Below are 24,756 nucleotides of genomic sequence, written 5' to 3' on the forward strand. Positions count from 1 at the left end.
CTGAGGAATCGTCATGCCCGCAAAACCCGTGCGTCGTCTCCTGCCCTTCGCCGCGCTCGCCGCCGCCAGTGCCCTCGTGCTCAGCGCATGCGCCGCTCCCGGCTCGGAAGACGACAGCGGGGGAGAGCTGGTGTGGTCGATCGAGGGCGCGAACCTCGCAGCCGGCCACATGGACCCGCAGGTCAGCCAGCTCGACGTCTCCGGGCTCGTGCAGAGGGCCGTGCTCGACTCACTGGTGTTCCAGGAGGCTGACGGCACGTTCAGCCCGTGGCTCGCGACGGACTGGGACGTCTCCGATGACGGCACCGCCTACACGTTCACGCTCCGCGACGATGTGACCTTCACCGACGGCGAGCCGTTCGACGCGGCAGCGGTCAAGGCGAACTTCGACCGCATCGTCGACCCCGAGACCGCCTCGAAGCAGGCGGCGAGCATGATGGGCGCCGACTACTACGAGGGCACCGAGGTCGTCGACGACCACACCGTGAAGGTCACTTTCACCCAGCCCTATGCGCCGTTCCTGCAGGCCGCGAGCACCCCGCAGCTCGGCTTCTACTCTCCGGCCGTGCTGGCGGAGTCGGCCGACCAGCTCGCGGCAGGTGGTCCCGGCATCACGGTGGGCACAGGACCGTTCGAGCTGACGGAGTACACCCCCGACCAGGAGATCGTGTACACCCGCAACGACGACTACGCCTGGGGCCCGCATGACGAGAAGGCGCCGTCGATCGAGACCCTCCGCGTCGAGATCCAGCCCGAGGCGTCGGTGCGCACCGGGGTCGTGGAGAGCGGAGAAGCAGACCTCGCCAGCAACATCCCGCCGAACCTCGCCAAGGACCTCGGCGAGGGCATCACGGTCGACTCGATCGAGTACCCGGGACTGCCGTACTCGCTGTACCTGAACGAGAAGTACGGCGTCTTCGCCGACGAGAAGGTGCGGCAGGCGTTCGCCAGGGGCATCGACATCGACGCCGCGGTGGAGGAGATCTACTTCGGACAGTTCCCCCGAGCCTGGAGCGTCCTCGGATCGACCACCCCCGGGTACGACGCCTCGCTCGAAGACAGCTGGCCCTTCGATCAGGATGCCGCGAACGCGCTGCTCGACGAGGCGGGATGGACCGAGCGCGATGCGGACGGCATCCGGATGAAGGACGGCGAGCGCCTGTCGGTGCGCTGGATCGCCTGGACCCCGGTCCCGGACGACCGGGCCGCCCTCGCGAACGCCATCCAGTCCGACCTCAAGGAGATCGGGTTCGAGGTGAAGCGCGAGGTGCTCGAGCCGGGTGCGTACAACGCGCAGTACGAGCCGAAGACGTTCGACCTGACCGACTGGGGCTTCTCGGGCGTCGACGCGGACTTCCTGCGCGCTCACCTGCACACCGACGGCTTCCAGAACGCGTCGCAGGTGAGCGACCCGAAGATCGATGCGCTCCTGGAGCAGGCGGTCGCGAGCAGCGACCAGGACGAGCGCAACGAGCTGTACACCCAGCTGCAGCAGTGGAACGCGGAGTACACGGCGATCGTGCCGTTGTACACACCGTCGGCGATCACCGCGGTCGGCGAGCGCGTCGAAGGACTCGAGTACGACCTGTACGGACGGCCCCTGTTCTACGATGTGACCGTCGGCTGATCCGTCGGCTGAGCGGAGGGCACGAGTGGTGAAGGCTGCTCTCGTCCGTGTCGCCGGTCTCGCCGCATCCGTCGTCATCGTCCTGTGGGGCGCGGCCACGGTCGCGTTCCTCGCGTTCCGGGTCATCCCCGGCGACCCGGTCTCGGTGATGCTGGGACCTCTGGCCCAGGTGAGCGATGAGGTGAAAGACGGGATCAGGGCGGAGCTGGGGCTCGATCGGCCGCCGCTCGAACAGTACGTCGTCTTCATCGGACAGCTGGCCAGGGGCGACCTCGGCGAGTCGTACCAGCTGCGGATGCCGGTGACCGATGTCATCGGAAGGCAGCTCGGTGCGACGGTGCAGCTCTCCCTCCTGGCACTGCTGATCGCGGTCGTGCTCGCGCTGGCGGTCGCGGTGCTCGTCCGCGGTCGCATCGGTCGCGCAGTCGCCTCCGGGGTGGAGCTCATCGTGCTGTCGTCCCCGGTGTTCTGGATCGGTCTCGTGCTGCTGAGCGTCTTCGCGTTCGGGCTCGGATGGTTCCCCGTGTCGGGCGCGCGCAACCCGGCGACGCTCGTGCTCCCGGCGATCACCCTCGCGCTACCGGTCGCCGCACTGCTCAGCCAGGTGCTGCGCGACGGGCTCACCCAGGCGGAACGGATGCCGTTCGCCGAGACGGTGCGTGCGCGGGGAGCGAGCCCGTCGTGGTTCACTCTCCGACACGGCCTGCGTCACGGCGCGGCGTCGGCAGTGACCCTCGCCGCGTACCTCACCGGTTCCGTGCTCGGAGGCGCCGTGCTCGTGGAGACGGTCTTCGCCCGTCCTGGCCTCGGCAGAGTGACCCTCGCGGCGATCAGCGACCGGGACCTGCCTGTGCTCACCGGGATCATCCTGCTGAGCGCCCTCGTCTTCGTGGCGGTCAACCTCGTCGTCGAACTCGTGCACCCGCTGATCGACCCCAGGGTGCGCGTGCTCGGGGCAGGGGGCGTCCGGTGAGGGTCGCGCAACGCGTGCTGCTCGGAGCGGCCGTCGCCGTCCTCGCACTGATCGCCGTGGCGGCGCTGTGGCCGGATCTTCTCGCGACGGCCGATCCGTTGCAGACAGACGTGCGGTCAGCCCTGCTCCCGCCGAGTTCCGAGCACCTCTTCGGCACCGACCAGAGCGGGCGCGACGTGTACTCGCGCGTCGTCCACGGGGCAGGGAGATCCGTCGGCATCGGACTCCTCGCCACCGGGATCGCGCTCGCGGTCGGCCTCGTCATCGGCGCCGTCGCCGGAACGGCACCGCGGGGCGTCGACACCGCCGTGATGCGCGTCAACGACGTGCTGATGGCCTTCCCGGAGTTCCTCGTCGCGTTGGTGGTGGTCGCGGTGCTGGGTCCGGGGCCGGTGAACATCGCCATCGCGGTGACGCTCGCCGCCGTCCCCGTGTACGTCCGACTCGCGAGAGTGCAGACCCAGACGCTCCGGGTCGCGGAACACGTCGAGGCCGCGCGGATACTCGGAGTCCCTCGTGTGCGCGCGTTCACCCGACATGTGGTGCCCGGCGTGTTCGGCGCGCTGAGCGTGCTCGCGACCATCGGCATCGGATCGAGCATCCTTGCGGCGGCAGGACTCAGCTTCCTCGGACTCGGGCCGTCCGAGCCGACGCCGGAATGGGGACTCATGCTCTCCGGCGGACGCAACGTGCTCGGGCAGGCGTGGTGGATCTCGGTGTTCCCCGGCATCGCGATCACCCTCACCGTCGTGTCCGCGACGGTCGTCGGACGGATCCTCCGGGCACGCGCGGACGGGAGCACGACGTGACCGCGGCGCTCGAGGTGCGAGGACTCCGGATCGCCTTCGAGGGGACAGCGGTGGTCGACGGTGTGTCCTTCGCCGTCGCTCCAGGTGAGTGCGTCGCGATCGTCGGCGAGTCCGGGGCGGGCAAGTCACTCACGGCCAGGGCGCTGCTCGGCCTCACGCCTGCGAACGCTGCCGTCGCCCTCGACCGGCTGGCCATCGGCGGGACGGACGCGACGTCGCTCTCGGAGCGCGCGTGGCGACGTCTGCGGGGAGCGGGCATCGCGCTCGTCTCGCAGGACGCCCTCGTCTCCCTCGATCCGCTGCGTCGGATCGGAGCCGAAGTCGCCGAGCCGCTGCTGCTGCACGGCATCGCCCGAGGTCGTGCGGCCAGGGCGGCGCGCGTGCAGGAACTTCTCGGCAGGGTGTGGATGCCGGACGCCGCGCGCCGGGCGCGACAGCATCCGCATGAGCTCTCCGGCGGTCTGCGGCAGAGGGCGCTCATCGCCTCCGCGCTCGCCGGCGACCCGGCGGTCCTCGTGGCCGACGAGCCGACGACCGCCCTCGACGCGACCGTGCAGGCCCGGATCCTCGGCCTGCTGCGGGAGATCACGGATGCGGGAACCGCACTCGTCTTCATCAGTCACGATTTCGCTGCCGTCCGCAGGGTCGCCGACCGCGTGCTGGTGATGCGCGGCGGGGTCGTCGTGGAGTCGGGGCCGGTGGGCGAGGTCCTGCGCGATCCTCGGCACGAGTACACGAGACAGCTCATCGCAGCGTCCATCCACGAACCCCGCGCCACGGCCCCTGCGAGTTCGGCCCCCGTGCTGGTGGCCACCGGGGTCTCGCGCAGCTTCGACGCCGTTCCCGCCGTCGTCGACGCCTCCTTCACCGTGGCCGACGGTCGGACACTGGGCATCGTGGGAGAGTCCGGCTCGGGCAAGACCACACTCGCCCGCATGATCGTGGGCGTCGACGCGCCGGACGACGGGACCCTGGACTGGGTGCAGCAGCGGCGGGTGCAGCTCGTGCACCAGAATCCGCTCGGTGCGTTCGACCCCCGATGGACCATCGGCCGTTCGCTGCGGGAAGGGCTCGAAGCCGGAGGAGTGCCCCGCGCACAGCGGCGCGCTCGCGTGGCGGAGCTCCTGGCCGAGGTCGGTCTCGGGCCGGAACTCGCTGCCAGGCGGCCGGCTGCGCTCTCCGGGGGACAGCGACAGCGTGCTGCGATCGCCCGGGCACTGGCTGCCGACCCCGAGGTGCTGGTGCTGGACGAACCCGTGTCAGCGCTCGACCCCTCGGTACGCGAGCGCGTGCTGCGGCTGCTCGCACGGCTGCAGGAGGAGCGCCGGCTCACGATGATCCTCGTCTCGCACGATCTCGACGTGGTCGGCGCCGTCGCCGACGAGGTGCTCGTGATGCAGGAAGGCCGGGTCGTCGAGCAGGGCGTCACCGCGGAGGTTTTCGCTGCTCCCCGGCATCCCTTCACGAGAGAGCTGCTTGCGGCGAGCGGTCCCGTCAGTCCTTGACCTGGATGCCGATGCCGGCCGCGAGGATCGGCGCCAGCTGCTGCACCTGGAACGAGGTGAGCGTGGCACCACGGAGGCTGTTGGCGTCGAGATAGGCGAGGGCGTCGAGGCCGCGCAGATCCAGGTCCTTCGCCCGCATGCCGCGGGTGTCGACCTCGTCGCTCGACGTGGAGTCGAACCGCACACGGGTGAGCTCGGCCTGCGGCATGTCGATCGTGCGGATCGCGCAGCCGGAGACATCGAGGTCCGTCACCTTCGCGGCGCCGAGGTTCAGGTAGTCGATCCGCACGTCCCGCAGCTCCAGTTCCGCGATGCTCGCGGTGCTGAGGTCGAGGGTGCCGATCCGGCCGCCGCTGATCCGCATCCGTCGGACTCTGGCATCCCGAAGGCGCAGCGAGGCGATGCGCACTCCTGGCAGGTCGACGTCGACCACCGTCCCGCCGGTGAGGTCGACCGTCTCCGCATCGGCCCTCACGACGCACTGCTCGAGTGTCGAGTATGCGAGATCGACCGTGCCGGTCAGATCGAGTCGAGCCGCGATCACGTCTGCGCGGCGGCCCGGTGCTGCGGACTCCAGCACGGGCGGCAGGTCGGGAGCGGAGACACGGGGAGCGGCGGGGGAGTCGGCAGTGCGGGGCATTCCTCGAGGCTATGCCCTGCCCCCGACGCCCGAGCCGTGAGCCTGCCTGCGCGTGGGGTCGCAGATTCGGGAATGGGGGAGAGCGGGCGTGCGCACCTGCGTACAATGGAGGCACGAGCATCGATCCGGCATCACCGGGGAGCTCTCGGAAGAACAGCTCGGCGACGGGCCCAGTAGAACCGAGCGGGGCAGGCCCGTCACAGCCGCAGTGAGAGTGGCGCGAACCGACCCTCCGGGGGACGCAGCGCACGCGAGGTGGTACCGCGGTCCGCGAGGGTCGTCCTCGCAGGAGCATCCGCCACGACGACCACTGCGAGACACGATGACCTACCCCCGTTCCTCCTTCGGCCCCGCCGCCGACGCCTCGACCAGCCCCGTCGCCCCGAGTCCTCGTTTCCCGCAGATCGAGGAGGAGGTGCTCGCCTTCTGGGAGAAGGACGACACGTTCCGAGCCTCGATCGCTCAGCGCGAGGGCGCACCCGAGTGGGTGTTCTACGACGGCCCTCCCTTCGCGAACGGCCTGCCGCACTACGGCCACCTGCTCACCGGGTACGCGAAGGACGTGTTCCCCCGCTTCCAGACCATGACCGGCCACAAGGTCGACCGCGTGTTCGGGTGGGACACGCACGGCCTACCCGCCGAGCTCGAGGCGATGAAGCAGCTCGGGATCACCGAGAAGGCCGAGATCGAGGACATGGGCATCGACGTGTTCAACGCCAAGGCGAAGAGCTCGGTGCTGGCGTACACGCACGAGTGGCAGGACTACGTCACCCGTCAGGCGCGCTGGGTCGACTTCGACCGCGGGTACAAGACCCTCGACCTCGGCTACATGGAGAGTGTGCTCTGGGCGTTCAAGACCCTCTACGACAAGGGCCTCGCCTATGAGGGCTACCGCGTCCTCCCGTACTGCTGGCGCGATGAGACCCCGCTGTCCGCGCACGAGCTGCGCATGGACGACGACGTCTACCAGATGCGTCAGGACCCCTCCGTCACGGTCACCTTCCCGCTGACCGGCGCCAAGGCGGAGGCTCTCGGCCTCACCGGCGTCCGTGCCCTCGCCTGGACGACCACGCCGTGGACGCTTCCGACCAACCTGGCGCTCGCCGTCGGGCCCGACATCGAATACGTCGTCGTCCCCGCCGGCCCGGCCGGTGCCGCCGATGTGCACCAGGCGGCAGGGACGACCGATGCCGCGGTCGAGGCGTCGGCGCACAGGTACCTCCTCGCGAAGGAGCTGCTGGGCGGCTACGCCAAGGACCTCGGCTACGAGAGCACGGACGACGCCCTCGCGGCGGTCGATGCGACCGTCCGCGGGTCGGAGCTGCAGGACGTGACCTATGACCGCCTGTTCGACTACTACGCCGACACCGAGACCTACGGCACCGAGAACGCCTGGCGCATCCTGGTCGACGACTACGTCACGGTCAGCGACGGCACCGGCATCGTGCACCAGGCTCCCGCCTACGGTGAAGACGACCAGCGCGTGGCCGGCGCTGCCGGAATCCCCACGATCCTGTCGCTCGACGACGGCGGGAAGTTCCTCCCGAACGTGACCGATGTCGCTGGACAGCTGTGGATGGAGGCGAACACCCCGCTGGTCCGCCTCATCCGCGAGAACGGACGCCTGATCCGGCTGCAGAGCTACGAGCACTCGTACCCGCACTGCTGGCGCTGCCGGAACCCCCTGATCTACAAGGCCGTGTCGAGCTGGTTCATCCGCGTGACCGACATCAAGGAAGACATGCTCGCGAACAACGAGCAGATCACCTGGGTGCCCGAGAACGTCAAGCACGGCCAGTTCGGCAAGTGGCTCGAGGGTGCGCGTGACTGGTCGATCAGCCGCAATCGCTACTGGGGCTCGCCCATCCCGATCTGGAAGAGCGACGACCCCGAGTACCCCCGCGTCGACGCGTACGGATCGCTGGAGGACCTGGAGCGGGACTTCGGCACCCTGCCGCGCAACCCCGAGGGCGAGATCGACCTGCACCGCCCGTACATCGACGACCTCACGCGCCCGAACCCCGACGACCCCACCGGCAGGAGCACGATGCGCCGGATCGAGGACGTCTTCGATGTCTGGTTCGACTCCGGGTCGATGCCGTATGCGCAGGTGCACTATCCGTTCGAGAACCAGGAGTGGTTCGACTCGCACGCGCCTGCGGACTTCATCGTGGAGTACATCGGACAGACACGCGGCTGGTTCTACGTGATGCACGTGCTGTCGACCGCGCTGTTCGACCGCCCGGCGTTCACGGGCGTGAGCTGTCACGGGATCGTGCTGGGCAGCGACGGCTACAAGATGTCGAAGTCGCTGCGCAACTACCCCGACGTGTCGGAGGTGCTCGACCGCGACGGGTCCGACGCGATGCGCTGGTTCCTGATGTCGAGCTCCGTGCTCCGCGGCGGCAACCTCGCCGTCACGGAGGAGGGCATCCGCTCGGGTGTCCGCGAGTTCCTGCTGCCCCTGTGGAACTCGTGGTACTTCTTCGCGACCTATGCCAACGCGTCCGGTGCCGACGGATACGAGGCGTCCTGGCGCACGGACTCGACCGATGTGCTCGACAGGTACATCCTGGCCCGGCTCGGAGATCTCGTGCGCGAGGTGCGCGCCGACCTCGAGGGACTCGACTCGACCACGGCGTCGGCTCGACTGCGTGACTTCGCCGAGGTGCTCACGAACTGGTACATCCGTCGCTCTCGGGACCGCTTCTGGGTCGGCGTGACGGAAGACCCGAAGAGCCGCGAGGCCTTCGACACCCTCTACACGGTGCTCGAGACGCTCACCCGCGTCGCGGCGCCTCTCGTGCCGCTGATCAGCGAGCGCGTGTGGCAGGGGCTCACCGGTGGGCGCAGCGTGCACCTGACCGACTGGCCCGACGACACGCAGTTCCCTGCGGCGGATGACATCCGCGACGCGATGGATGCCGTGCGTGAGCTGTCGAGCGTCGGCAACGCGCTGCGCAAGAAGGAGAAGCTGCGGGTGCGCCTCCCGCTGGCACGGCTCACGGTCGTGTCGCCCCTGGCCGGCTCGCTGGGCCAGTTCGAGGACATCCTGCGGGAGGAGCTGAACGTCAAGTCGGTCGAACTCGTGTCCTTGCAGGAGACGACCGCGGGAGAGTACGGCATCACGCACCGGTTGAGCGTCAATGCGCGTGCAGCCGGACCGCGACTCGGCAAGAACGTGCAGACCGTGATCAAAGCGGCGAAGGCCGGAGACTGGTCGGAGTCGGCTGGCGTGGTGACCGCCGGCGGCATCGCGCTGGAGCCCTCCGAGTACGACCTCGCGCTGGAGACCACAGGACGGCCCGAGGGCGAGGCCCTCGCGATCGTGCCGTCCGGCGGTTTCGTGCTGCTCGACACGCAGACCACGCCGCAGCTCGAGGCGGAAGGCCTCGCCCGCGATGCGATCCGTGTCGTCCAGGAGGCGCGCAAGAACGCCGGACTCGACGTGAGCGACCGCATCGTTCTCGGGCTGAACGCCTCGCCGGAGCATGCGGCCGCGCTGGAGGCCCACGCGGAGCTGATCGCCGCCGAGACGCTGGCGATCGCCTTCGCCGTGCAGCCGACCGACGACGTCGAGGCCCTGGTCGACGATGTCACCAGTCCCGGTGACGGCGTGTTCCGCTCGGGTGCACGCGCACTGGGGGCGACGAAGGCACCAGTGATCGTGACGATCGATGCGACAGGGGTCGCGAGCGGAAAGGTCGAAGCATGAGCGACAGGGATCGCGCAGATGCCGTGTACGAGGCGCTGCTGAGCCGGGCGGGGGAGCGGTGGGTGCAGCCGCGCAAGGAGCGCACCGCGCGCATCCTCGCGTTCCTCGACGATCCGCAGCGCACGTACCGCGTCGTGCACATCACGGGCACGAACGGCAAGACGTCGACGGCGCGGATGATTGAGAGCCTCCTGCGTGCGCACGGCCTGCGCACCGGACTGTTCACCAGTCCGCACCTCGAGCGTTTCACGGAGCGGATCATGATCGACGGCGAGCCCATCGCCGACGAGGCGATCGCCGACGCCTGGGACGAGATCGAGCCGTTCGTCGACATCGTCGACGCCGAGTTCGAGGCCGCAGGCGATGCGCCCCTGACGTTCTTCGAGCTGCTGACGGTGCTGGCGTTCGTCGCCGTGGCCGATGCCCCCGTCGATGTGCTGGTGCTCGAAGTCGGCATGGGCGGGGAGTGGGACTCCACGAACACCGCCGACGGCGACGTCGCCGTCTTCGCACCGATCGACATCGATCACGCGGATCGACTCGGCGACACCGTGGAGGAGATCGCGCAGGTCAAGGCGGGCATCATCAAGGAGGGTGCGGCCGTCGTGTCGGCGCAGCAGCCTCCGGAGGCCGCCGCGGTGCTGCGTCGGGTCGCCGAGGAGCGCCACGCGACCATCTCCTTCGAGGGTGAGGAGTTCGGGCTCACCGAGCAGAAGCTCGCCGTGGGTGGGCAGCTGCTCACGATCCGCGGGCTCGCGGGAGAGTATGCCGAGGAGTACCTGCCGCTGTATGGTGCGCACCAGGGGCACAACGCCGCGCTCGCCGTCGCAGCTGTCGAGTCGCTCATCGGCGGCGCGTCGCAGGCCATCGCCGGGGACATCATCTCCGATGGCCTGCAGGGGACCACCTCGCCGGGACGACTGCAGCTGCTCGGCATCGCACCGACCGTGGTCGTCGACGCCGCCCACAACCCGCACGGTGCCGCCGCTCTCGCGCAGGCCCTGGACGACAGCTTCGACTTCGACGAGTGGGGCCTGGTGCTCGGCGTGCTGGCCGACAAAGACGCCGCGGGCATCGTGGAGCGTCTCGTCCCCGCGGTCGCGCACGTGTTCGCCACGGCCCCGGACTCCGACAGGGCGAGCGACGCCGATGCGATCGCCGACCTCGTGGAGCAGAGCGGTCAGCGGGCGACCGTGCACCACTCCCTGGCCGACGCGGCCGACGCGGCGCGCGAATGGGCAGCCTCGTCCGATCGCCGGGCCGTCGTGATCGCCGGCTCCGTCGTGCTCGCGGGCGAGGCGATCGCCCTCGCGGAGGACGAGGACTGGAAATCGGGGTGGCGCGCATGAGCGCGGATGCCGCGCGACCGGCGCGCGCTCCGCGGCCGCCGCGCACGCTCGTGCAGAAGCTCGCCCCCATCGTGCTCGGCTTCGAGGCGATCGTTGTGTTCCTCGTCGGGCTCACGATCTTCGGACTGCGTCAGCTCCCCGCCGGCATCGAACAGTGGTGGGGCATCGTCGGGGGAGCAGTGCTCGCTCTCGCGTGCATCGCGATCGCGGGGATGATCACCAAGCCCTGGGCGCTCACTGCGGGGTGGGTCGTGCAGGCGATCGTCGCCCTGTCGGCGTTCTTCGTCCCGGCGATCCTGCTCGTCGTGTTGATTTTCGGCGGCATGTGGGCGTATGCGACCATCGGAGGGGCCCGATTGGACGCACGACGTCCCGCCGAGCCCACGACCGAGACTCAGACAGAGAGTGAATGACATGGCCACCGAAGAAACCCTCGTCCTCGTCAAGCCCGACGGCGTCGCCCGCGGCCTCACCGGCGCGATCCTCGCACGCATCGAGGCGAAGGGGTACGCCCTCGTCGACATCCGCCTGGTCGAGCCCGACCGCGACCTCCTCGCTGAGCACTACGCCGAGCATGAAGGAAAGCCGTTCTACGAGCCGCTGCTCGAGTTCATGCTCTCGGGTCCATCGGTCGCGATCCGCCTCGCGGGAAACCGCGTGATCGAGGGCTTCCGTTCACTCGCCGGCACGACCGACCCGACGACCGCTGCGCCCGGCACGATCCGGGGCGACTTCGGTCGTGACTGGGGGCTCAAGGTCCAGCAGAACCTCGTGCACGGGTCGGATAGCCCCGAGTCGGCGGCCCGGGAGCTGGGCATCTGGTTCGACTGACACCTGCGATCACACGAAGAAGCCCGCCGCCGATCCTCGGATCGGCGGCGGGCTTCTTCGCCTCGAGGCGCGGATCAGAAGAGGATTCGAGCCATCTCGCCGAGGAAGTCGAGTCCCTGCAGCTGTGCGAGGAAGATGATGAGCGCATAGGCGATGACGGTGGCCAGCGGCACCCAGGGCATGAGTTTGTCGGCGCGGGTCCGCACTCGCTCATCGCGGGTGAACGTGCCGTTGCGTGTGAGATGGACCATCGTGGCGAAGAAGGTGGGGATGGTGACCGCCCAAGTGACCATGCACCACGGGCACAGGACGAAGAGGTCGTACAGGCTCTGCGCGATCAGCCAGCACACGAGGCCGAAGGCGAACGTGATGCCGGCCCCGAAGGCCGCCCAGAACCACCGCGGAAAGCGCGCGCCCGCCAAGACTGCTACGCCGACGACGAGCGGCGCCATCCACCCGGTGAGGCCGATGATCGGGTTCGGGAAGCCGAACACCGATCCCTGCCACGACTGGAGGTTGGTGCTGCACTGGAGGAACGGGCTCAGGTCGCAGGAGAGCGCCTCGCCCGGATTCGTCAGTAGGACGAACTTCTCGACCGTGAGTTGGAAGGCGGCGAACCAGCCCACCACGCTCGCGAAGATCAGCCAGACGGCGTAGAAGACGGGGCGGGTGCGCTGCTCGCTCATACGGTGGATTATCCCAGCGACTGCTATGGATGCGGCGAGAACAGGCCGGACAAAACGCGCTGGTCGCGGCGGGATGCCATGAACGCGACGACTTGGTGCGATAATGGCCTGTGACGCGATGAACGGCCTTGCCGCGACACGCGTCGACGCAGACTTCGGGGCCCCATGCCCCACGCGATCAGAGCCATGAGCCGGTCGCACACCGAGTGAGTTCGCGGAACCCGCGGGTACCGCATGAGATTTCACGGAGCACCCAGTGCCCCGTGCAGGGAGTAAGCCAGAGATGGCCGATGAGAACAATGACAACAACGTACCCGCCCACGACTTCCCGGCTGACGCCGCGGAGCCGCTGACGGAGTCCACCGCTCCCGAGCCCGACACATCGGCGGACGAGAGTGCCGCGCTGTCGGATGCCGCAGATGTCGCCGCCGATGCCGCGGCCGACGATGTCGCCGCGGGTTACGCCGCTGCCGAGGATGCCGCGGCCGCGGCCGACGACGCCGAGGCCGCAGTGGATGCTGCCGCAGCGGATGGCGACGAAGCTGCCGACGCCGCCGCCGAGGACGCCGCGGTGATCGCGGCAGAGGCGGTGGTCGAACGCGAGGCCGCCGAGACTCCCTCCGACAGCGCCGGCCCCGAGAACCTCTCGGACGCGGATGCCGAGGTGGTCTCCGAGGCGATCGTCGAGGAGGATGCCGCCGCGGCTGCCGATGGCGCTTCCGCCGACGATGCTCCTGCCGACGAAGCTCCCGCGCAGGAAGCTCCCACGGAAGATGCTCCTTTCGAGGACGCTCCTGCTGCGGAAGACGAGGCTCCTGCCGCGCCCGAGGCGCCGGCTGCGGTGACCGCGGTGTCGCTGGGCCTGCTGCCCGAGGTGTTCGTCTCGCAGGTGTCGACGCAACTGCACTTCTACGCGCCCGAGGTCGTGCCGCTTCCTGCACGTCCCGGACGCGAGCGCATCTTCGATCGGATCGCCGACCGTGAGCAGCCGCAGGAGGAATCGGCGCCCCGGGGTCGCGGACGTCGTCGCCGCGGGGGATCCGACGGCGATGAGCAGCGGGATGAGCCGCGCCAGCGCCAGCGTGTCGTCGAGTACATCACTGAGCCGAAGGCCATCAAGGGCTCGACGCGGCTCGAAGCGAAGAAGCAGCGTCGGCGCGACGGGCGCGACGCAGGACGCCGCCGGCCGGTCGTCACCGAGGCGGAGTTCCTGGCTCGTCGCGAGTCGGTCGACCGCAAGATGGTCGTGCGCTCGAAGAACGGTCGCACGCAGATCGGCGTCCTCGAAGACGGCGTTCTCGTCGAGCACTACGTGGCTCGCAATCAGGATGCCTCGCTGATCGGCAACGTGTACCTCGGCCGCGTGCAGAACGTGCTCCCGAGCATGGAGGCCGCGTTCGTCGACATCGGCCGTGGACGCAACGCCGTCCTGTACTCGGGCGAGGTGGACTGGGATGGCGTCGAGACGGGCAACCAGCCGCGTCGTATCGAGCTCGCCCTCAAGGCCGGCGATCGTGTGCTCGTGCAGGTCACGAAGGACCCGGTCGGCCACAAGGGTGCTCGTCTGACCAGCCAGATCTCGCTTCCCGGCCGCTACCTGGTGTACGTCCCGGGCGGGTCGATGAACGGCATCAGCCGCAAGCTCCCCGACAACGAGCGTGCCCGGCTCAAGCGCATCCTCAAGGAGGTTCTCCCTGAATCGTCCGGCGTGATCGTGCGCACCGCGGCAGAGGGCGCGACCGAAGACCAGCTCACGCGCGACGTGCAGCGTCTCACCTCGCAGTGGGAGCACATCCAGAAGCAGGTCGAGAATCAGCAGGCGCCTGCGCTCCTGCACGCCGAGCCCGACCTGCTCGTCAAGATCGTCCGCGACGTCTTCAACGAGGACTTCACGAAGATGCTGATCCAGGGCGAAGATGCGCAGCACACCATCCGCGCCTACCTGGAAAGCGTCGCCCCCGATCTGCTCGAGCGTGTCGAGGCGTACGAGGACGAGATCGACCCGTTCGATGCGTTCCGCATCACGGAGCAGATCGAGAAGGCTCTCGACCGCAAGGTGTGGCTGCCGTCGGGCGGATCGCTCGTGATCGACCGCACCGAGGCCATGACGGTGGTGGACGTCAACACCGGGAAGTTCGTCGGCTCCGGCGGAAACCTCGAGGAGACGGTCACCAAGAACAACCTCGAGGCCGCGGAAGAGATCGTCCGTCAGCTGCGTCTGCGCGACATCGGCGGCATCATCGTGGTCGACTTCATCGACATGGTGCTCGAGTCCAACCGCGACCTCGTGCTGCGCCGTCTGATCGAGTGCCTGAGCCGCGACCGGACGAAGCACCAGGTCGCCGAGGTCACCTCGCTCGGCCTCGTGCAGATGACCCGCAAGAAGCTCGGTCTGGGGCTGCTGGAGACCTTCAGCGAGGCCTGCGAGGTGTGTGCCGGCCGCGGTGTCATCGTCCACCATGACCCGGTCGTGAAGCACCGCTCGAGCAACAACGGCGGCAACAACGGCAACGGCGGGGGCCAGGGCGGCCGTCGTCAGCGCGGCGGCAACGGCGGCAACGGTCAGAGCCAGAACGCGCCTGCGGCGCCGAACGTCACCCACAGCATCACTGAGGGCGCGAAGTCGGCGTTGGCTCAGATCGCGGCGTCCACGATCGCTCCGGCGGCGGAAGGCGCAGCAGAGGTCGAGCCGGCCGACGCGGCGGGTGAGGCGCCTGCGGCGACGGATCGGCCGAAGAAGCCCCGCAAGAAGCGCGGCGGTGACCGGAAGGCGCCGAAGTCTCCTGCCGAGCAGCTTCTCGACTCGGTTCTCGACGCCCTTCCGGAGCCGAAGGCTCCTGGTCAGGGACGAGGGCGCCGTCGGGTGAGCACGGCAGCGCTCACGGGCACTCCGGTGTCGGTGAACTCCGAGCCCTCAGCGCCGATCGCGACCGCGGACTCGGAGTCCTGAGGCGATAAGGCGCCGCACCAGCTCTTTGCCCTTCACCTGATGGGCGCCAGCATCGACGAGCCGGGGGATGAGCTCCTCCGGCACGTCGTAGTGGTCGAGGTCGAATGCTCGCGCGGGCACGTCGTTCGCCCTCGCGAAGGCGTGCAGCTCGTCGATGCTGTCGTCGCTGACCAGGTGCGCCCACAGGCGTCCGTGGGCGGGCCAGATGGGGTCGTCGACGAGTACGGTCACCTCGTCAGCCTATGCGCGCGTCGGTCGGGGAGGATGCGTACGGGGCGCGAACGTGCAGGAATCGGCCCGCTTTGCGACACCGTCCCGCTTCCGGTAAAGTAGTCCCTTGGTGCGTATGCCGCGTCGTCCTCGCCGGACGGAGCGGAGAGCCTTGCGTTCGCACCCGTCGCCCTGCGGCGCATGCAAGCAACAGTCTTCCCGTGACATTCTCGGAGCCGCAGTGCTCCCCAACGAAACAAGGTATGAAGTGGTTTACGCAGTAGTGCGCGCCGGTGGGCGGCAGGAGAAGGTCGAGGTCGGCACGATCGTTCAGCTCGACCGTGTGCAGGCTGCCCAGGGCGAGAAGATTGAGCTTGCCGCTGTGCTGCTCGTCGACGGCGCCACGGTGACCACCGACGCTGACAAGCTGGCGAAGGTCAAGGTCACGGCAGAGGTTCTCGGCAACCTCCGCGGCCCGAAGATCATCATCCAGAAGTACAAGAACAAGACCGGTTACAAGAAGCGTCAGGGCCACCGCCAGGAGCTCACGCGCGTCAAGATCACCGGCATCAAGTAAGACCGAGGAGACCAGGACATGGCACACAAAAAGGGCGCAAGCTCCACCCGCAACGGTCGTGACTCCAACGCACAGCGCCTCGGCGTGAAGCGCTTCGGCGGTCAGCAGGTTCTCGCCGGCGAGATCATCGTCCGCCAGCGCGGCACGCACTTCCACCCCGGCGTGAACGTCGGCCGTGGCGGCGACGACACGCTGTTCGCTCTGGCCGCGGGCGCGGTCGAGTTCGGCGCGAAGGGCGGCCGCAAGGTCGTCAACATCGTCGCTGCAGCTGAGTGATCTCAGCGCGACACTAGTCATCCGGTTCGGGGCGGGCTTCGGCTCGCCCCGTCCGTGTATCTGCACACCTTCACCACACAAGGGATCCAGGGGAACTCGCACATGGTCACGTTCGTCGACACCGTCACACTGCACCTGCGTGCGGGTAAGGGCGGCAACGGCTGCGTCTCCGTCCACCGCGAGAAGTTCAAGCCCCTCGGCGGTCCGGATGGCGGCAACGGCGGTGACGGCGGCGACATCGTGCTCGTCGCCGACACGCAGACCGGCACCCTTCTCTCGTACCACCACTCGCCCCACCGGTCGTCCGGCAACGGCGGACCCGGTATGGGCGATCACCGCTCGGGGTTCCTCGGCGAGACGCTCGAGCTTCCGGTGCCCGTCGGCACCGTGGTGAAGAACACGGCAGGCGATGTCCTCATCGACATGATCGTGCCCGGCGAGCGCTTCGTCGTCGCCAAGGGCGGCATGGGCGGACTCGGCAATGCCGCCCTCGCCACGCCGAAGCGCAAGGCTCCCGGCTTCGCGCTGCTCGGCACGCCGGGACACGAGGGCGATGTCGTCCTCGAGCTGAAGACCGTCGCTGACATCGCGCTCGTCGGTTACCCGTCAGCGGGCAAGTCGAGCCTGATCGGTGCGATCTCCGCGGCCCGTCCGAAGATCGCCGACTATCCGTTCACCACCCTGCACCCGAACCTCGGTGTCGTGCAGCAGGGCGACTTCCGCTACACGGTCGCCGATGTGCCTGGCCTCATCGAGGGCGCGAGCGAGGGAAGGGGGCTCGGTCTCGAGTTCCTCCGCCACGTCGAACGCTGCTCCGCGCTGCTGCACGTGCTCGACTGCGCCACGCTCGAGCCCGGTCGCGACCCGATCTCCGACCTCGACGTGATCCTCGCCGAGCTCGGAGCCTACGAGGTGCCCGAAGGCCAGACGCCGCTGCTGGAGCGCCCGCAGCTCATCGCCCTGAACAAGGTCGACGTCCCCGAGGCGCGCGACCTCGCCGAACTCGTGCGGCCGGAGCTCGAGGCGCGCGGGTTCCGGGTGTTCGAGATCTCCACCGTCTCGCACGAGGGACTCCGCCCGCTCACCTTCGCCCTCGGTGAGCTGGTCGAGAAGCACCGCGCCGAAGCTGCAGTCGAGGCTCCGCCGGAGCGCGTCGTCATCCGCCCGCGCGGTTCAAAGAAGGAGTTCTCGATCCGCGTCGAAGGCGGCACGTACGGAAACGTGTACCGCATCCTCGGCGAGAAGCCGGTGCGCTGGGTGCAGCAGACCGACTTCCAGAACGAGGAGGCCGTGGGATATCTTGCGGATCGTCTCGAGAAGCTGGGGGTCGAGGACGAGCTCTTCCGCCTCGGTGCCGTCCAGGGATCGACCGTCGTGATCGGTGAGGGCGACAGCATCGTCTTCGACTGGGAGCCGACCATGACCTCCGCGGCGGAGCTGATGACGGCGCCGCGTGGGACCGACCCGCGCCTCGCGCCCAATGCGCGGCGGACGACGTCGGAGCGCCGGGAGCAGTACTACGAGCGCATGGACGCCAAGGCGGAGGCGCGCGCCGAGGTGGAGGCCCAGCGTCTCGCCGCCTACCGCGAGGACGGCGAGTGACCGCACGTACCCGCGCGGATCTCGCGACCGCGTCCCGCATCGTCGTGAAGGTCGGCTCGTCGTCGATCAGCGGCGATTCGTCGTGGCGTATCCCCGTGATCGTGGAGGCGTTGGCCGCGGCGCACGCCCGAGGCGCCGAGGTCGTGCTGGTCTCGTCCGGCGCGATCGCGTCGGGCATCCCGTTCCTGCGCCTCGACGCTCGTCCGACCGACTTGGCGACGCAGCAGGCGGCCGCCGCCGTGGGGCAGAACATCCTCGTGTACCGGTATCAGGAGGCGCTCCGTCCGTTCGACATCGTCGCAGGACAGGTCCTCCTCACGACTGGCGACCTCGAGAACGCGACATCGCGTTCGAATGCCCGACGTGCCATGGAGCGACTGCTGGGTCTGCGCACCCTCCCGATCGTGAACGAGAACGACACGGTCGCGACGCAGGAGATCCGCTTCGGTGACAACGATCGACTCGGCGCGCTCGTCGCTCAGTTGATCGAGGCCGACGCCCTCATCCTCTTGAGCGACATCGAGGCGTTGTACACGAAGCCGCCGACCGACCCCGGTGCAGAGCCGATCGACATCGTCGCACCAGACGCCGACCTCACCGGACTCGAGTTCGGAGCAACGGTCGTCAACAGCGTCGGCACCGGGGGAGCGGCGACCAAGGTCTCTGCCGCGCGTCTGGCCGCGGCATCCGGCATCGGTGTGCTCGTGACGAGCGCCGATCTCGTGGACAAGGCGCTGTCGGGTGCCGAAATCGGGACCTGGTTCGAACCCGCCACCTCATAAACTGGACGGATGACCGACCAGACCCCGCAGGTGCGCCTCGAGCGCGCCAAAGAGGCCTCTCGAGCCACCGCGGCTCTCACCAGCGACGACAAGGCGCGTGCCCTCGAGGCGATCGCCCTCGCCCTCCTGGATGCGGCGCCGCGCATCATCGAGGCGAATGGTCGTGACATCGAGCGTGGGCGGGAGGACGGTATCGGGGAGTCCCTGATCGATCGGCTGCGGCTCGATGAGAAGCGCGTCGAGGCGTTGGCAGCTGCCGTGCGAGAGGTCGCGGCTCTGCCCGATCCGGTGGGACGCGTTGTCGGCGGTCACCGGATGCCCAACGGCGTGGCGCTCGAACAGGTGCGGGTGCCCTTCGGCGTCGTCGGCGCGATCTACGAGGCCCGCCCCAATGTCACTGTCGACATCGCCGCGCTGGCCCTGCGTTCCGGCAACGCGGTCGTGCTGCGCGGCGGGAGCGCAGCCCGGGACTCGAACACCGTGCTCGTCGACGTGATGCGGCGGGCGGTGGAGGGCGCAGGGCTCACGGCCGAGGCGATCCAGACGGTCGACGATTTCGGTCGTGATGGGGCGAAGGCGCTCATGCACGGTCGTGGCTTCATCGACGTGCTGATCCCGCGGGGGAGTGCCGGCCTCATCGAGACGGTCGTCACGGAGTCGACCGTGCCGGTCATCGAGACCGGAGCGGGCAACGTCCACATCTTCCTCGACGAGACGGCGCCGGACGACTGGGCGCGCGACATCGTCGTGAACGCGAAGGTGCAGCGTCCCAGCGTCTGCAACGCGGTGGAGACCGTTCTCGTGCACCGCCAGGCAGCGCCGCGGCTCGTCCCGCTGGTGGCCAGCGCGCTGCAGAGTGAAGGCGTGGCCATCCACGGCGACGACATGGTCGTCGGCCTCATGTCGAACGTGATCCCCGCCACCGAGGAGGACTGGGAGACCGAGTACCTGAGCCTCGACATCGCGATCAAGGTCGTCGAATCGCTCGATGAGGCCATGGCCCACATCCGCCACTACAGCACCGGCCACACGGAGTCGATCATCACTACCGATTCCCGCAATGCCGATCGGTTCCTCGCGGAGGTGGACTCGGCCGTCGTGATGGTCAACGCGTCCACGCGCTTCACCGACGGGGGCGAGTTCGGCTTCGGTGCGGAGGTCGGTATCTCGACGCAGAAGCTGCATGCTCGCGGACCGATGGGGCTCGCCGAGCTGACCAGCACGAAATGGCTCGCGCGTGGGTCGGGGCAGACCCGCGGCTGAGGGCTAGACTGGGGGACGCTGTACCCCACAGGACCCGCACAGCACGCCACGAAACGGAGCCAGGATGAACCTCGTCGCACAGATCGCGATGGCCGCCGCCGAGACCGAGCACCACGGCAACGTCGCGCTCGAGACGCTGATCTTCGGGGTCATCGCCGCGATCGTGTTCGCCGCGCTGGGCTTCGTGACGTTCTCGTACAAGAACGTGGCGAACCGTCACTCGGCGAAGGCCGAGGCCTGGGCCGCGAAGCACGGCAAGGACGGCCACGAGGCGGGACACGGCCACTAGGCCCCCATGAACGACGCTGCGACCACGCGCACCCCGCGCATCGGCGTGATGGGCGGAACGTTCGACCCCATCCACCATGGGCACCTGGTCGCAGCCAGCGAGGTCGCGAACTCGTTCGGCCTCGACGAGGTGGTCTTCGTCCCGACCGGGCATCCCTGGCAGAAGTCGGGGGTCTCGCCGAGCGAGCACCGCTATCTGATGACCGTGATCGCGACGGCGTCGAACCCGCAGTTCACCGTGAGCCGCGTCGACATCGACCGCGAGGGCCCCACCTACACGATCGACACCTTGCGCGATCTGAAGCGTGATCGTCCGGACGCGGAGCTGTTCTTCATCACCGGCGCGGACGCCGTAGCGCAAATTCTCAGTTGGAGGGACCATGATGAGTTGTGGGAGTTGGCCCACTTCGTCGCGGTCTCGCGTCCAGGACATGTCCTGAGCACAGACGGCCTCCCGAGCGACAACGTCAGCCAACTGGAAGTGCCGGCGCTGTCGATCTCGTCGACGGACTGCCGTGAACGCGTTCGCGACGATCAGCCGGTCTGGTATCTGGTCCCTGATGGGGTCGTTCAGTACATCGCGAAGCATCATCTGTATCGGAGCAAGGCATGAGCACATCGGATCAGCAGGAGCAGGGTCCGCTGACCCGCAAGCAGCTGCGGGAGATCCGGTTGACGGGTTCCACACCGGTCATCTCCAGCGAAGAGGCAGCCGCAGCGGCCGAGGCGACGGTCCCCGCGCCGCCGCTGCCGCGCGCCGCCGAACCCGTCACGACCGCGGCACCGCCGGTACCGGAGCCCGTGGCCTCCGACCCGCGCGGCGACGCCCCGCTGACCCGCCGGCAGGCGCGCGAGCAGGAGAAGGTCCGCACGGCGTCCGTGCCGGTGATCGGAGCCGACGCCGAAGAAGCGGACGACTCGGCCGAAGAGACCGCCCCCGAATCCGTCACCGCCGCGCCGTCGCCCGTGGTCGCGCCCGCCGACATCGTCTCGGGGATCCCGGACTTCACCCGCACCGACGTCGATGACGACGATGTCGTCGATGACGAGATCGTCGTCGTCCCGGTGAGCGCGTCCGCCGCTGCCGACTCGGTCGGTGCGGTCCCGCTCGAGGCGGAAGAGTCACCCGTCGAACAGGTTCAGACCGCGCACGATGTCGAGGCCGTGCTGGGACTCGACACGGACGACTCCGAGACCGCGCCCGACGACGACGTGCTCGCGGATGTCGACGAGACCGACGACGACACGGAGACCCCGGGCGTCCGTCCGACGGTCAACTCGGCGTTCGGCGAGGGGATCCTCGCGGACGCACCCGACGCCCACGCACCTTTCCGTCCCTCGTTCGACGATCTCCTCACGGTGGGCGACTCCACGGGGTCACAGCACTCCGCTCCGAACGCGCTGATCTTCACTCCGTCGCCGGGTGAGGGATCGTTGTCCGGCCCGGTCGCGTCGACCGGTGAGATCCTGGTCACGGGCTCCTACGAGTTGCCGCAGGGCATGGGCTCGCAGGGGCACGCCCTCGGCACGACCGACGGCAAGGACGTCGACGCAGTCCTCATCGACGGTGAGCTGCCTCCGGCATCCTCACCCACGCCGATCGCCGCGAGCTCGGCCGTCAGCACCATCAAGCCCGCCGGTGAAGTCATCCGGCCCCCGGCCCCTGAGAAGGGCAACCGTCTCATGCTGACCCTGGCGATCGTCGCCGGAGGACTCGCCCTCGCCTTGGGCGTAGCTCTCATTTTCGCCTTCACAACGAATGTGCTCTGATGCAATCACCTGAAACCGCCGAAGAGATGCTGCGCCTCGCAGCACAAGCCGCGATCGACAAGGGCGGTGAGGATCTCGTCGCACTCAACGTGTCGGAGCCCCTTCCGCTCGTCGACATCTTCCTGCTGGTCACCGGAAACAGCGAGCGCAACGTCGCCGCGATCGCGGATGAGATCGAAGACCGGCTGATCGAGTCCGGCCACAAGCGCGTGCGCCGCGAAGGGCGCGCGGAAGCCCGCTGGGTCCTGCTCGATTTCGGCGATCTGATCGTGCACGTCTTCCACCAGGAGGAGCGCGTCTACTACGGGCTCGAGCGCCTGTGGAAGGACTGCCCGATCGTTCCGATCGACGTCGCCGAGCCGGCCGCAGACCCGAGCTGACATGGCGACGCACCTGATCACCGGTGCGGGCTCCGGAATCGGCGCCGTGCTCGCGCTGCGGTTGCTGGAGCGCGGGGATGACGTGGTGGTCCTGGCCCGCGACGCAGGACGCGCGAAGCAGATCGTGCAGGATCTTCCCGGGGCGTCCGTCGTCGTCGCGGATCTGTCTCAGCCGGGTCGGCTCTCCTGGGCGCTGTCGAAGCAGAACCTGCCCGACCGCATCGACTCGCTCGTGCATGTGGCCGGGGTCGTCGACCTCGGCGATGTCGCCGACCTCCCCGCCTCCCTCTGGGAGCAGCAGCTCGCCGTGAATCTCGTCGCCCCCGCCGAGCTCACGCGACTCCTCCTTCCTGTTCTGCGCGTGTCTCAGGGGCACGTGGTGTTCGTGAACTCGGGTGCGGGGCTGCGGGCCAATGCCGGCTGGTCGGCGTATGCGGCGTCCAAGCACGGTCTCAGAGCCCTCGCCGACGCGCTACGAGCGGAAGAGGCGGAGCACTGCGTGCGGGTGACCTCGATCTTCCCTGGACGAACGGCGACGCCGATGCAGGAACGCGTGCACCACCAGGAGGGAGCCGACTACGACGCCGATCGTTTCATGACGCCGGAGTCCGTCGCCACGACCATCCTCACCGCACTCGACCTTCCGCGCGACGCGCAGATCACCGATCTGTCGGTTCGTCCCGGCGTTCACTGAGGCGAGGGCAGCGCCCATCAGGCCGTGAGACGCGTGCGACGCTGCAGCATGCCGCGATCGGCGCGCGTCTGCGGCGGGATGGCGGACAGCAGCGACCGCGTGTAGGGGTGCTCCGGATGGCGGTAGACCTCTTCCGTGTCTCCGATCTCGACCATCTCGCCGAGATACATGACCGCGACCCGGTCGGCGATGTGCCGCACGAGCGACAGGTCGTGGGCGATGAAGACGATCGACATGCCCAGTCGCTCGCGCAGGTCGCACAGCAGGTCGATGATCTGCGCACGGATGGACACATCCAGCGCGGAGACGGGTTCATCGCACACCAGGACGTCAGGGTCGAGCGCGAGCGCCCTGGCGATGCCGATGCGCTGACGCTGGCCGCCGGAGAACTGGTGGGGGAAGCGCGAGGCCATCTCGGGGGTGAGTCCGACGAGCGCGAGCAGTTCGGCGACGCGCTCACGCCGGCTTGCGGGGGACCCTGTGCGCGTGGCCGCGAGGGGTTCGGCGACGATCTGCTGCACGGTCATGCGCGGGTTGAGCGACATGTACGGATCCTGGAACACCATCTGCACCCCTCGCCGCAGGATCTTCCTGTCCTGCAGACGGCCGCGGGTCACGTCCTGGTCCCGATAGCGCAGCGTGCCGGCATCCGGTGAATCGAGACCCACCAGCATGCGGGCCAGCGTCGACTTCCCGCTGCCAGACTCGCCGACGATCGCGAGGATCTCTCCCTGTCGGAGCTCGAGGTCGACCCCGGCGACCGCGGCGACCCGGTGGGCGCGTCGCCCGCTCCCCGAGCGGAACGTACGTTCGAGCCCGCGACCCTCCAGGATCGGCGCCGACCCGTCGCCGTCGGCCGCCGCGCTCACGTCGCGTGGCATCGAGTTCAGGAGCTGGACCGTGTAGGGATGCTGCGGCTTGGTGAGCACTTCGTCCGCCGTGCCGGATTCGACGATGCGACCCGTGCGCATGACTGCGACCTGGTCCGCGACCTCCATCACGACACCCAGATCGTGGGTGATGAGCAGGATCCCCATGCCGAGGCGGTCGCGGAGCGACAGCAGCAGATCGAGGATCTGCGCCTGCACCGTCACATCGAGTGCGGTCGTCGGCTCATCCGCGATGATGAGATCGGGATCCAGTGCGATCGCCATCGCGATCAGGATGCGCTGGCGCTGGCCGCCGGAGAACTGGTGCGGATAGTCGTGCACGCGCTTGTCGGGGGTCGGGATGCCGACGAGACCGAGCAGTTCGACCGCACGCTCCTCGGCGGCGCGCCGGCTGATGCCGCGGTGAGCGCGGATGAGGTCGATGATCTGGTCGCCGATGCTGAGGACCGGGTTCAACGCGGAGAGGGCGTCCTGCATGACCAGGCTCACCTGCACCCCACGCAGGCGGCGGTGCTGCTCCGGCGAGAGCGAGAGGAGGTCCGTTCCGCCGAGTGCCATGGTGGTCGCCTCGACGTCTCCGTCGTCGATGAGGCCCATGATCGCGCGGGCTGTCATCGACTTGCCTGACCCTGACTCGCCCAGCAGTGCGAACACCTCGCCTCGGCGTACGACGATGTCGATCCCGTCGACGACGCGGTTGCGACGGCCATCGCCTGTGAGGGTGACGGTGAGTCCCTCGACGTCCAGGACGACGGCGTTCGGGGTGTCGGAAGTGTTCTCCATGGATGCCATCATGCCAGCTTCCGCGTTCTGAATTGTTTCGAACAGGAAACATTTCAGCCGAAGATAATCATGACAGTTGACTTCTGCGCCGAAATCCTCCAGATTCGAGGAATCTCCCGCTCGTCGATCGGGAGTGGCACCCGCATCATCGAACCG

General features: G+C 68.7%; 23 protein-coding genes. 19 read left to right on the forward strand and 4 right to left on the reverse strand.

The window, feature by feature from the left end:
• Nucleotides 1–13 precede the first annotated feature (13 nt).
• Genes AB0E56_RS09615 through AB0E56_RS09630 form a run of 4 tightly spaced genes read left to right on the forward strand, consistent with a single transcriptional unit; the run spans nt 14 to nt 4,914 of the window.
• Nucleotides 14–1,627 carry an ABC transporter substrate-binding protein gene (locus AB0E56_RS09615; RefSeq protein ID WP_359798482.1) on the forward strand — a complete coding sequence of 538 codons (1,614 nt, stop codon included), beginning with the start codon at nt 14–16 and terminating at the stop codon, nt 1,625–1,627.
• A gap of 25 nt (nt 1,628–1,652) precedes the next feature.
• Nucleotides 1,653–2,600, forward strand: coding sequence for an ABC transporter permease (locus AB0E56_RS09620; RefSeq protein WP_359798483.1), 948 nt, complete (start codon nt 1,653–1,655; stop codon nt 2,598–2,600).
• Nucleotides 2,597–3,409 carry an ABC transporter permease gene (locus tag AB0E56_RS09625; RefSeq protein WP_359798485.1) on the forward strand — a complete coding sequence of 271 codons (813 nt, stop codon included), beginning with the start codon at nt 2,597–2,599 and terminating at the stop codon, nt 3,407–3,409. The genes AB0E56_RS09620 and AB0E56_RS09625 overlap by 4 nt, the downstream gene beginning before the upstream one ends.
• Nucleotides 3,406–4,914 (forward strand): ABC transporter ATP-binding protein, encoded by a 1,509-nt coding sequence (locus AB0E56_RS09630; protein WP_359798487.1) that lies wholly within the window; start codon nt 3,406–3,408, stop codon nt 4,912–4,914. Before AB0E56_RS09625 ends, AB0E56_RS09630 begins: the two co-directional genes overlap by 4 nt.
• Here AB0E56_RS09630 and AB0E56_RS09635 read toward each other — a convergent pair.
• On the reverse strand, nt 4,904–5,554 hold the full coding sequence (locus AB0E56_RS09635) for a pentapeptide repeat-containing protein (protein WP_359798489.1): 651 nt from the start codon (nt 5,552–5,554) through the stop codon (nt 4,904–4,906). The two genes, AB0E56_RS09630 and AB0E56_RS09635, sit on opposite strands and share 11 nt — an antisense overlap.
• Nucleotides 5,555–5,876: 322 nt before the next feature.
• Here AB0E56_RS09635 and ileS point away from each other — a divergent pair, with 322 nt between their 5' ends.
• The 4 genes from ileS to ndk are packed head-to-tail and all read left to right on the forward strand — an operon-like array spanning nt 5,877 to nt 11,449.
• The gene (ileS, locus tag AB0E56_RS09640; protein WP_359798491.1) at nt 5,877–9,269 is read left to right on the forward strand and encodes an isoleucine--tRNA ligase; all 3,393 of its coding nucleotides are present in this window, start codon (nt 5,877–5,879) and stop codon (nt 9,267–9,269) included.
• Nucleotides 9,266–10,618 (forward strand): folylpolyglutamate synthase/dihydrofolate synthase family protein, encoded by a 1,353-nt coding sequence (locus AB0E56_RS09645; protein ID WP_359798493.1) that lies wholly within the window; start codon nt 9,266–9,268, stop codon nt 10,616–10,618. The genes ileS and AB0E56_RS09645 overlap by 4 nt, the downstream gene beginning before the upstream one ends.
• Nucleotides 10,615–11,031, forward strand: coding sequence for a DUF4233 domain-containing protein (locus AB0E56_RS09650; protein WP_244631936.1), 417 nt, complete (start codon nt 10,615–10,617; stop codon nt 11,029–11,031). Before AB0E56_RS09645 ends, AB0E56_RS09650 begins: the two co-directional genes overlap by 4 nt.
• Before the next feature lies 1 nt (nt 11,032).
• On the forward strand, nt 11,033–11,449 hold the full coding sequence (ndk, locus tag AB0E56_RS09655; protein WP_017830321.1) for a nucleoside-diphosphate kinase: 417 nt from the start codon (nt 11,033–11,035) through the stop codon (nt 11,447–11,449).
• Between the two features lie 74 nt (nt 11,450–11,523).
• On the opposite strand, the gene AB0E56_RS09660 is transcribed toward ndk, so the two are convergent.
• Complete coding sequence (locus AB0E56_RS09660; protein WP_359798495.1) at nt 11,524–12,135, reverse strand: vitamin K epoxide reductase family protein; 612 nt, start codon at nt 12,133–12,135, stop codon at nt 11,524–11,526.
• 283 nt (nt 12,136–12,418) lie between these two features.
• Here AB0E56_RS09660 and AB0E56_RS09665 point away from each other — a divergent pair, with 283 nt between their 5' ends.
• Complete coding sequence (locus AB0E56_RS09665; RefSeq protein WP_359798497.1) at nt 12,419–15,085, forward strand: Rne/Rng family ribonuclease; 2,667 nt, start codon at nt 12,419–12,421, stop codon at nt 15,083–15,085.
• On the opposite strand, the gene AB0E56_RS09670 is transcribed toward AB0E56_RS09665, so the two are convergent.
• Nucleotides 15,050–15,316, reverse strand: a complete 267-nt coding sequence (locus AB0E56_RS09670) for a DUF4031 domain-containing protein (protein WP_359798498.1) — start codon at nt 15,314–15,316, stop codon at nt 15,050–15,052. The genes AB0E56_RS09665 and AB0E56_RS09670 overlap by 36 nt on opposite strands.
• A 247-nt stretch (nt 15,317–15,563) precedes the next feature.
• Between AB0E56_RS09670 and rplU the strand changes: the two genes are divergently transcribed.
• The 10 genes from rplU (at nt 15,564) to AB0E56_RS09720 (ending at nt 22,927) form a co-directional block, all read left to right on the forward strand.
• Nucleotides 15,564–15,872 carry a 50S ribosomal protein L21 gene (rplU, locus tag AB0E56_RS09675; RefSeq protein ID WP_045258321.1) on the forward strand — a complete coding sequence of 103 codons (309 nt, stop codon included), beginning with the start codon at nt 15,564–15,566 and terminating at the stop codon, nt 15,870–15,872.
• Nucleotides 15,873–15,890: 18 nt separating this feature from the next.
• Entirely contained in the window at nt 15,891–16,148 is a 258-nt protein-coding gene (gene rpmA / locus AB0E56_RS09680; RefSeq protein ID WP_017202370.1) for a 50S ribosomal protein L27, read from the forward strand.
• A 102-nt stretch (nt 16,149–16,250) separates the two neighbouring features.
• The gene (gene obgE, locus AB0E56_RS09685) at nt 16,251–17,750 is read left to right on the forward strand and encodes a GTPase ObgE (RefSeq protein WP_359798501.1); all 1,500 of its coding nucleotides are present in this window, start codon (nt 16,251–16,253) and stop codon (nt 17,748–17,750) included.
• Nucleotides 17,747–18,532, forward strand: a complete 786-nt coding sequence (gene proB, locus AB0E56_RS09690) for a glutamate 5-kinase (RefSeq protein ID WP_359798502.1) — start codon at nt 17,747–17,749, stop codon at nt 18,530–18,532. Before obgE ends, proB begins: the two co-directional genes overlap by 4 nt.
• 9 nt (nt 18,533–18,541) lie before the next feature.
• On the forward strand, nt 18,542–19,795 hold the full coding sequence (locus AB0E56_RS09695; RefSeq protein ID WP_359798504.1) for a glutamate-5-semialdehyde dehydrogenase: 1,254 nt from the start codon (nt 18,542–18,544) through the stop codon (nt 19,793–19,795).
• A gap of 64 nt (nt 19,796–19,859) precedes the next feature.
• Complete coding sequence (locus tag AB0E56_RS09700) at nt 19,860–20,084, forward strand: hypothetical protein (protein WP_183150227.1); 225 nt, start codon at nt 19,860–19,862, stop codon at nt 20,082–20,084.
• A 6-nt stretch (nt 20,085–20,090) separates the two neighbouring features.
• Complete coding sequence (nadD, locus tag AB0E56_RS09705) at nt 20,091–20,696, forward strand: nicotinate-nucleotide adenylyltransferase (protein WP_105672039.1); 606 nt, start codon at nt 20,091–20,093, stop codon at nt 20,694–20,696.
• A complete protein-coding gene (locus AB0E56_RS09710; RefSeq protein ID WP_359798506.1) occupies nt 20,693–21,853 on the forward strand; it encodes a hypothetical protein in 1,161 nt (386 codons plus the stop codon). The genes nadD and AB0E56_RS09710 overlap by 4 nt, the downstream gene beginning before the upstream one ends.
• The gene (rsfS, locus tag AB0E56_RS09715) at nt 21,853–22,233 is read left to right on the forward strand and encodes a ribosome silencing factor (RefSeq protein WP_359798508.1); all 381 of its coding nucleotides are present in this window, start codon (nt 21,853–21,855) and stop codon (nt 22,231–22,233) included. Before AB0E56_RS09710 ends, rsfS begins: the two co-directional genes overlap by 1 nt.
• A gap of 1 nt (nt 22,234) precedes the next feature.
• Nucleotides 22,235–22,927 (forward strand): SDR family oxidoreductase, encoded by a 693-nt coding sequence (locus AB0E56_RS09720; RefSeq protein ID WP_359798510.1) that lies wholly within the window; start codon nt 22,235–22,237, stop codon nt 22,925–22,927.
• Nucleotides 22,928–22,944: 17 nt separating this feature from the next.
• Here AB0E56_RS09720 and AB0E56_RS09725 read toward each other — a convergent pair whose 3' ends face one another.
• Entirely contained in the window at nt 22,945–24,600 is a 1,656-nt protein-coding gene (locus AB0E56_RS09725; protein ID WP_359798512.1) for an ABC transporter ATP-binding protein, read from the reverse strand.
• Nucleotides 24,601–24,756: the final 156 nt, after the last annotated feature.

The sequence above is a fragment of the Microbacterium sp. NPDC028030 genome, assembly GCF_040637855.1.
Taxonomy (GTDB): Bacteria; Actinomycetota; Actinomycetes; order Actinomycetales; family Microbacteriaceae; genus Microbacterium.

Coding starts and splice junctions, on each gene's coding strand:
- AB0E56_RS09615 (WP_359798482.1), top strand. CDS start 14: ATGCCCGCAAAACCCGTGCGTCGTCTCCTGCCCTTCGCCGCGCTCGCC.
- AB0E56_RS09635 (WP_359798489.1), bottom strand. CDS start 5,554: ATGCCCCGCACTGCCGACTCCCCCGCCGCTCCCCGTGTCTCCGCTCCC.
- ileS (WP_359798491.1), top strand. CDS start 5,877: ATGACCTACCCCCGTTCCTCCTTCGGCCCCGCCGCCGACGCCTCGACC.
- AB0E56_RS09645 (WP_359798493.1), top strand. CDS start 9,266: ATGAGCGACAGGGATCGCGCAGATGCCGTGTACGAGGCGCTGCTGAGC.
- AB0E56_RS09650 (WP_244631936.1), top strand. CDS start 10,615: ATGAGCGCGGATGCCGCGCGACCGGCGCGCGCTCCGCGGCCGCCGCGC.
- ndk (WP_017830321.1), top strand. CDS start 11,033: ATGGCCACCGAAGAAACCCTCGTCCTCGTCAAGCCCGACGGCGTCGCC.
- AB0E56_RS09660 (WP_359798495.1), bottom strand. CDS start 12,135: ATGAGCGAGCAGCGCACCCGCCCCGTCTTCTACGCCGTCTGGCTGATC.
- AB0E56_RS09665 (WP_359798497.1), top strand. CDS start 12,419: ATGGCCGATGAGAACAATGACAACAACGTACCCGCCCACGACTTCCCG.
- rpmA (WP_017202370.1), top strand. CDS start 15,891: ATGGCACACAAAAAGGGCGCAAGCTCCACCCGCAACGGTCGTGACTCC.
- obgE (WP_359798501.1), top strand. CDS start 16,251: ATGGTCACGTTCGTCGACACCGTCACACTGCACCTGCGTGCGGGTAAG.
- AB0E56_RS09695 (WP_359798504.1), top strand. CDS start 18,542: ATGACCGACCAGACCCCGCAGGTGCGCCTCGAGCGCGCCAAAGAGGCC.
- AB0E56_RS09700 (WP_183150227.1), top strand. CDS start 19,860: ATGAACCTCGTCGCACAGATCGCGATGGCCGCCGCCGAGACCGAGCAC.
- nadD (WP_105672039.1), top strand. CDS start 20,091: ATGAACGACGCTGCGACCACGCGCACCCCGCGCATCGGCGTGATGGGC.
- AB0E56_RS09710 (WP_359798506.1), top strand. CDS start 20,693: ATGAGCACATCGGATCAGCAGGAGCAGGGTCCGCTGACCCGCAAGCAG.
- rsfS (WP_359798508.1), top strand. CDS start 21,853: ATGCAATCACCTGAAACCGCCGAAGAGATGCTGCGCCTCGCAGCACAA.
- AB0E56_RS09720 (WP_359798510.1), top strand. CDS start 22,235: ATGGCGACGCACCTGATCACCGGTGCGGGCTCCGGAATCGGCGCCGTG.
- AB0E56_RS09725 (WP_359798512.1), bottom strand. CDS start 24,600: ATGGAGAACACTTCCGACACCCCGAACGCCGTCGTCCTGGACGTCGAG.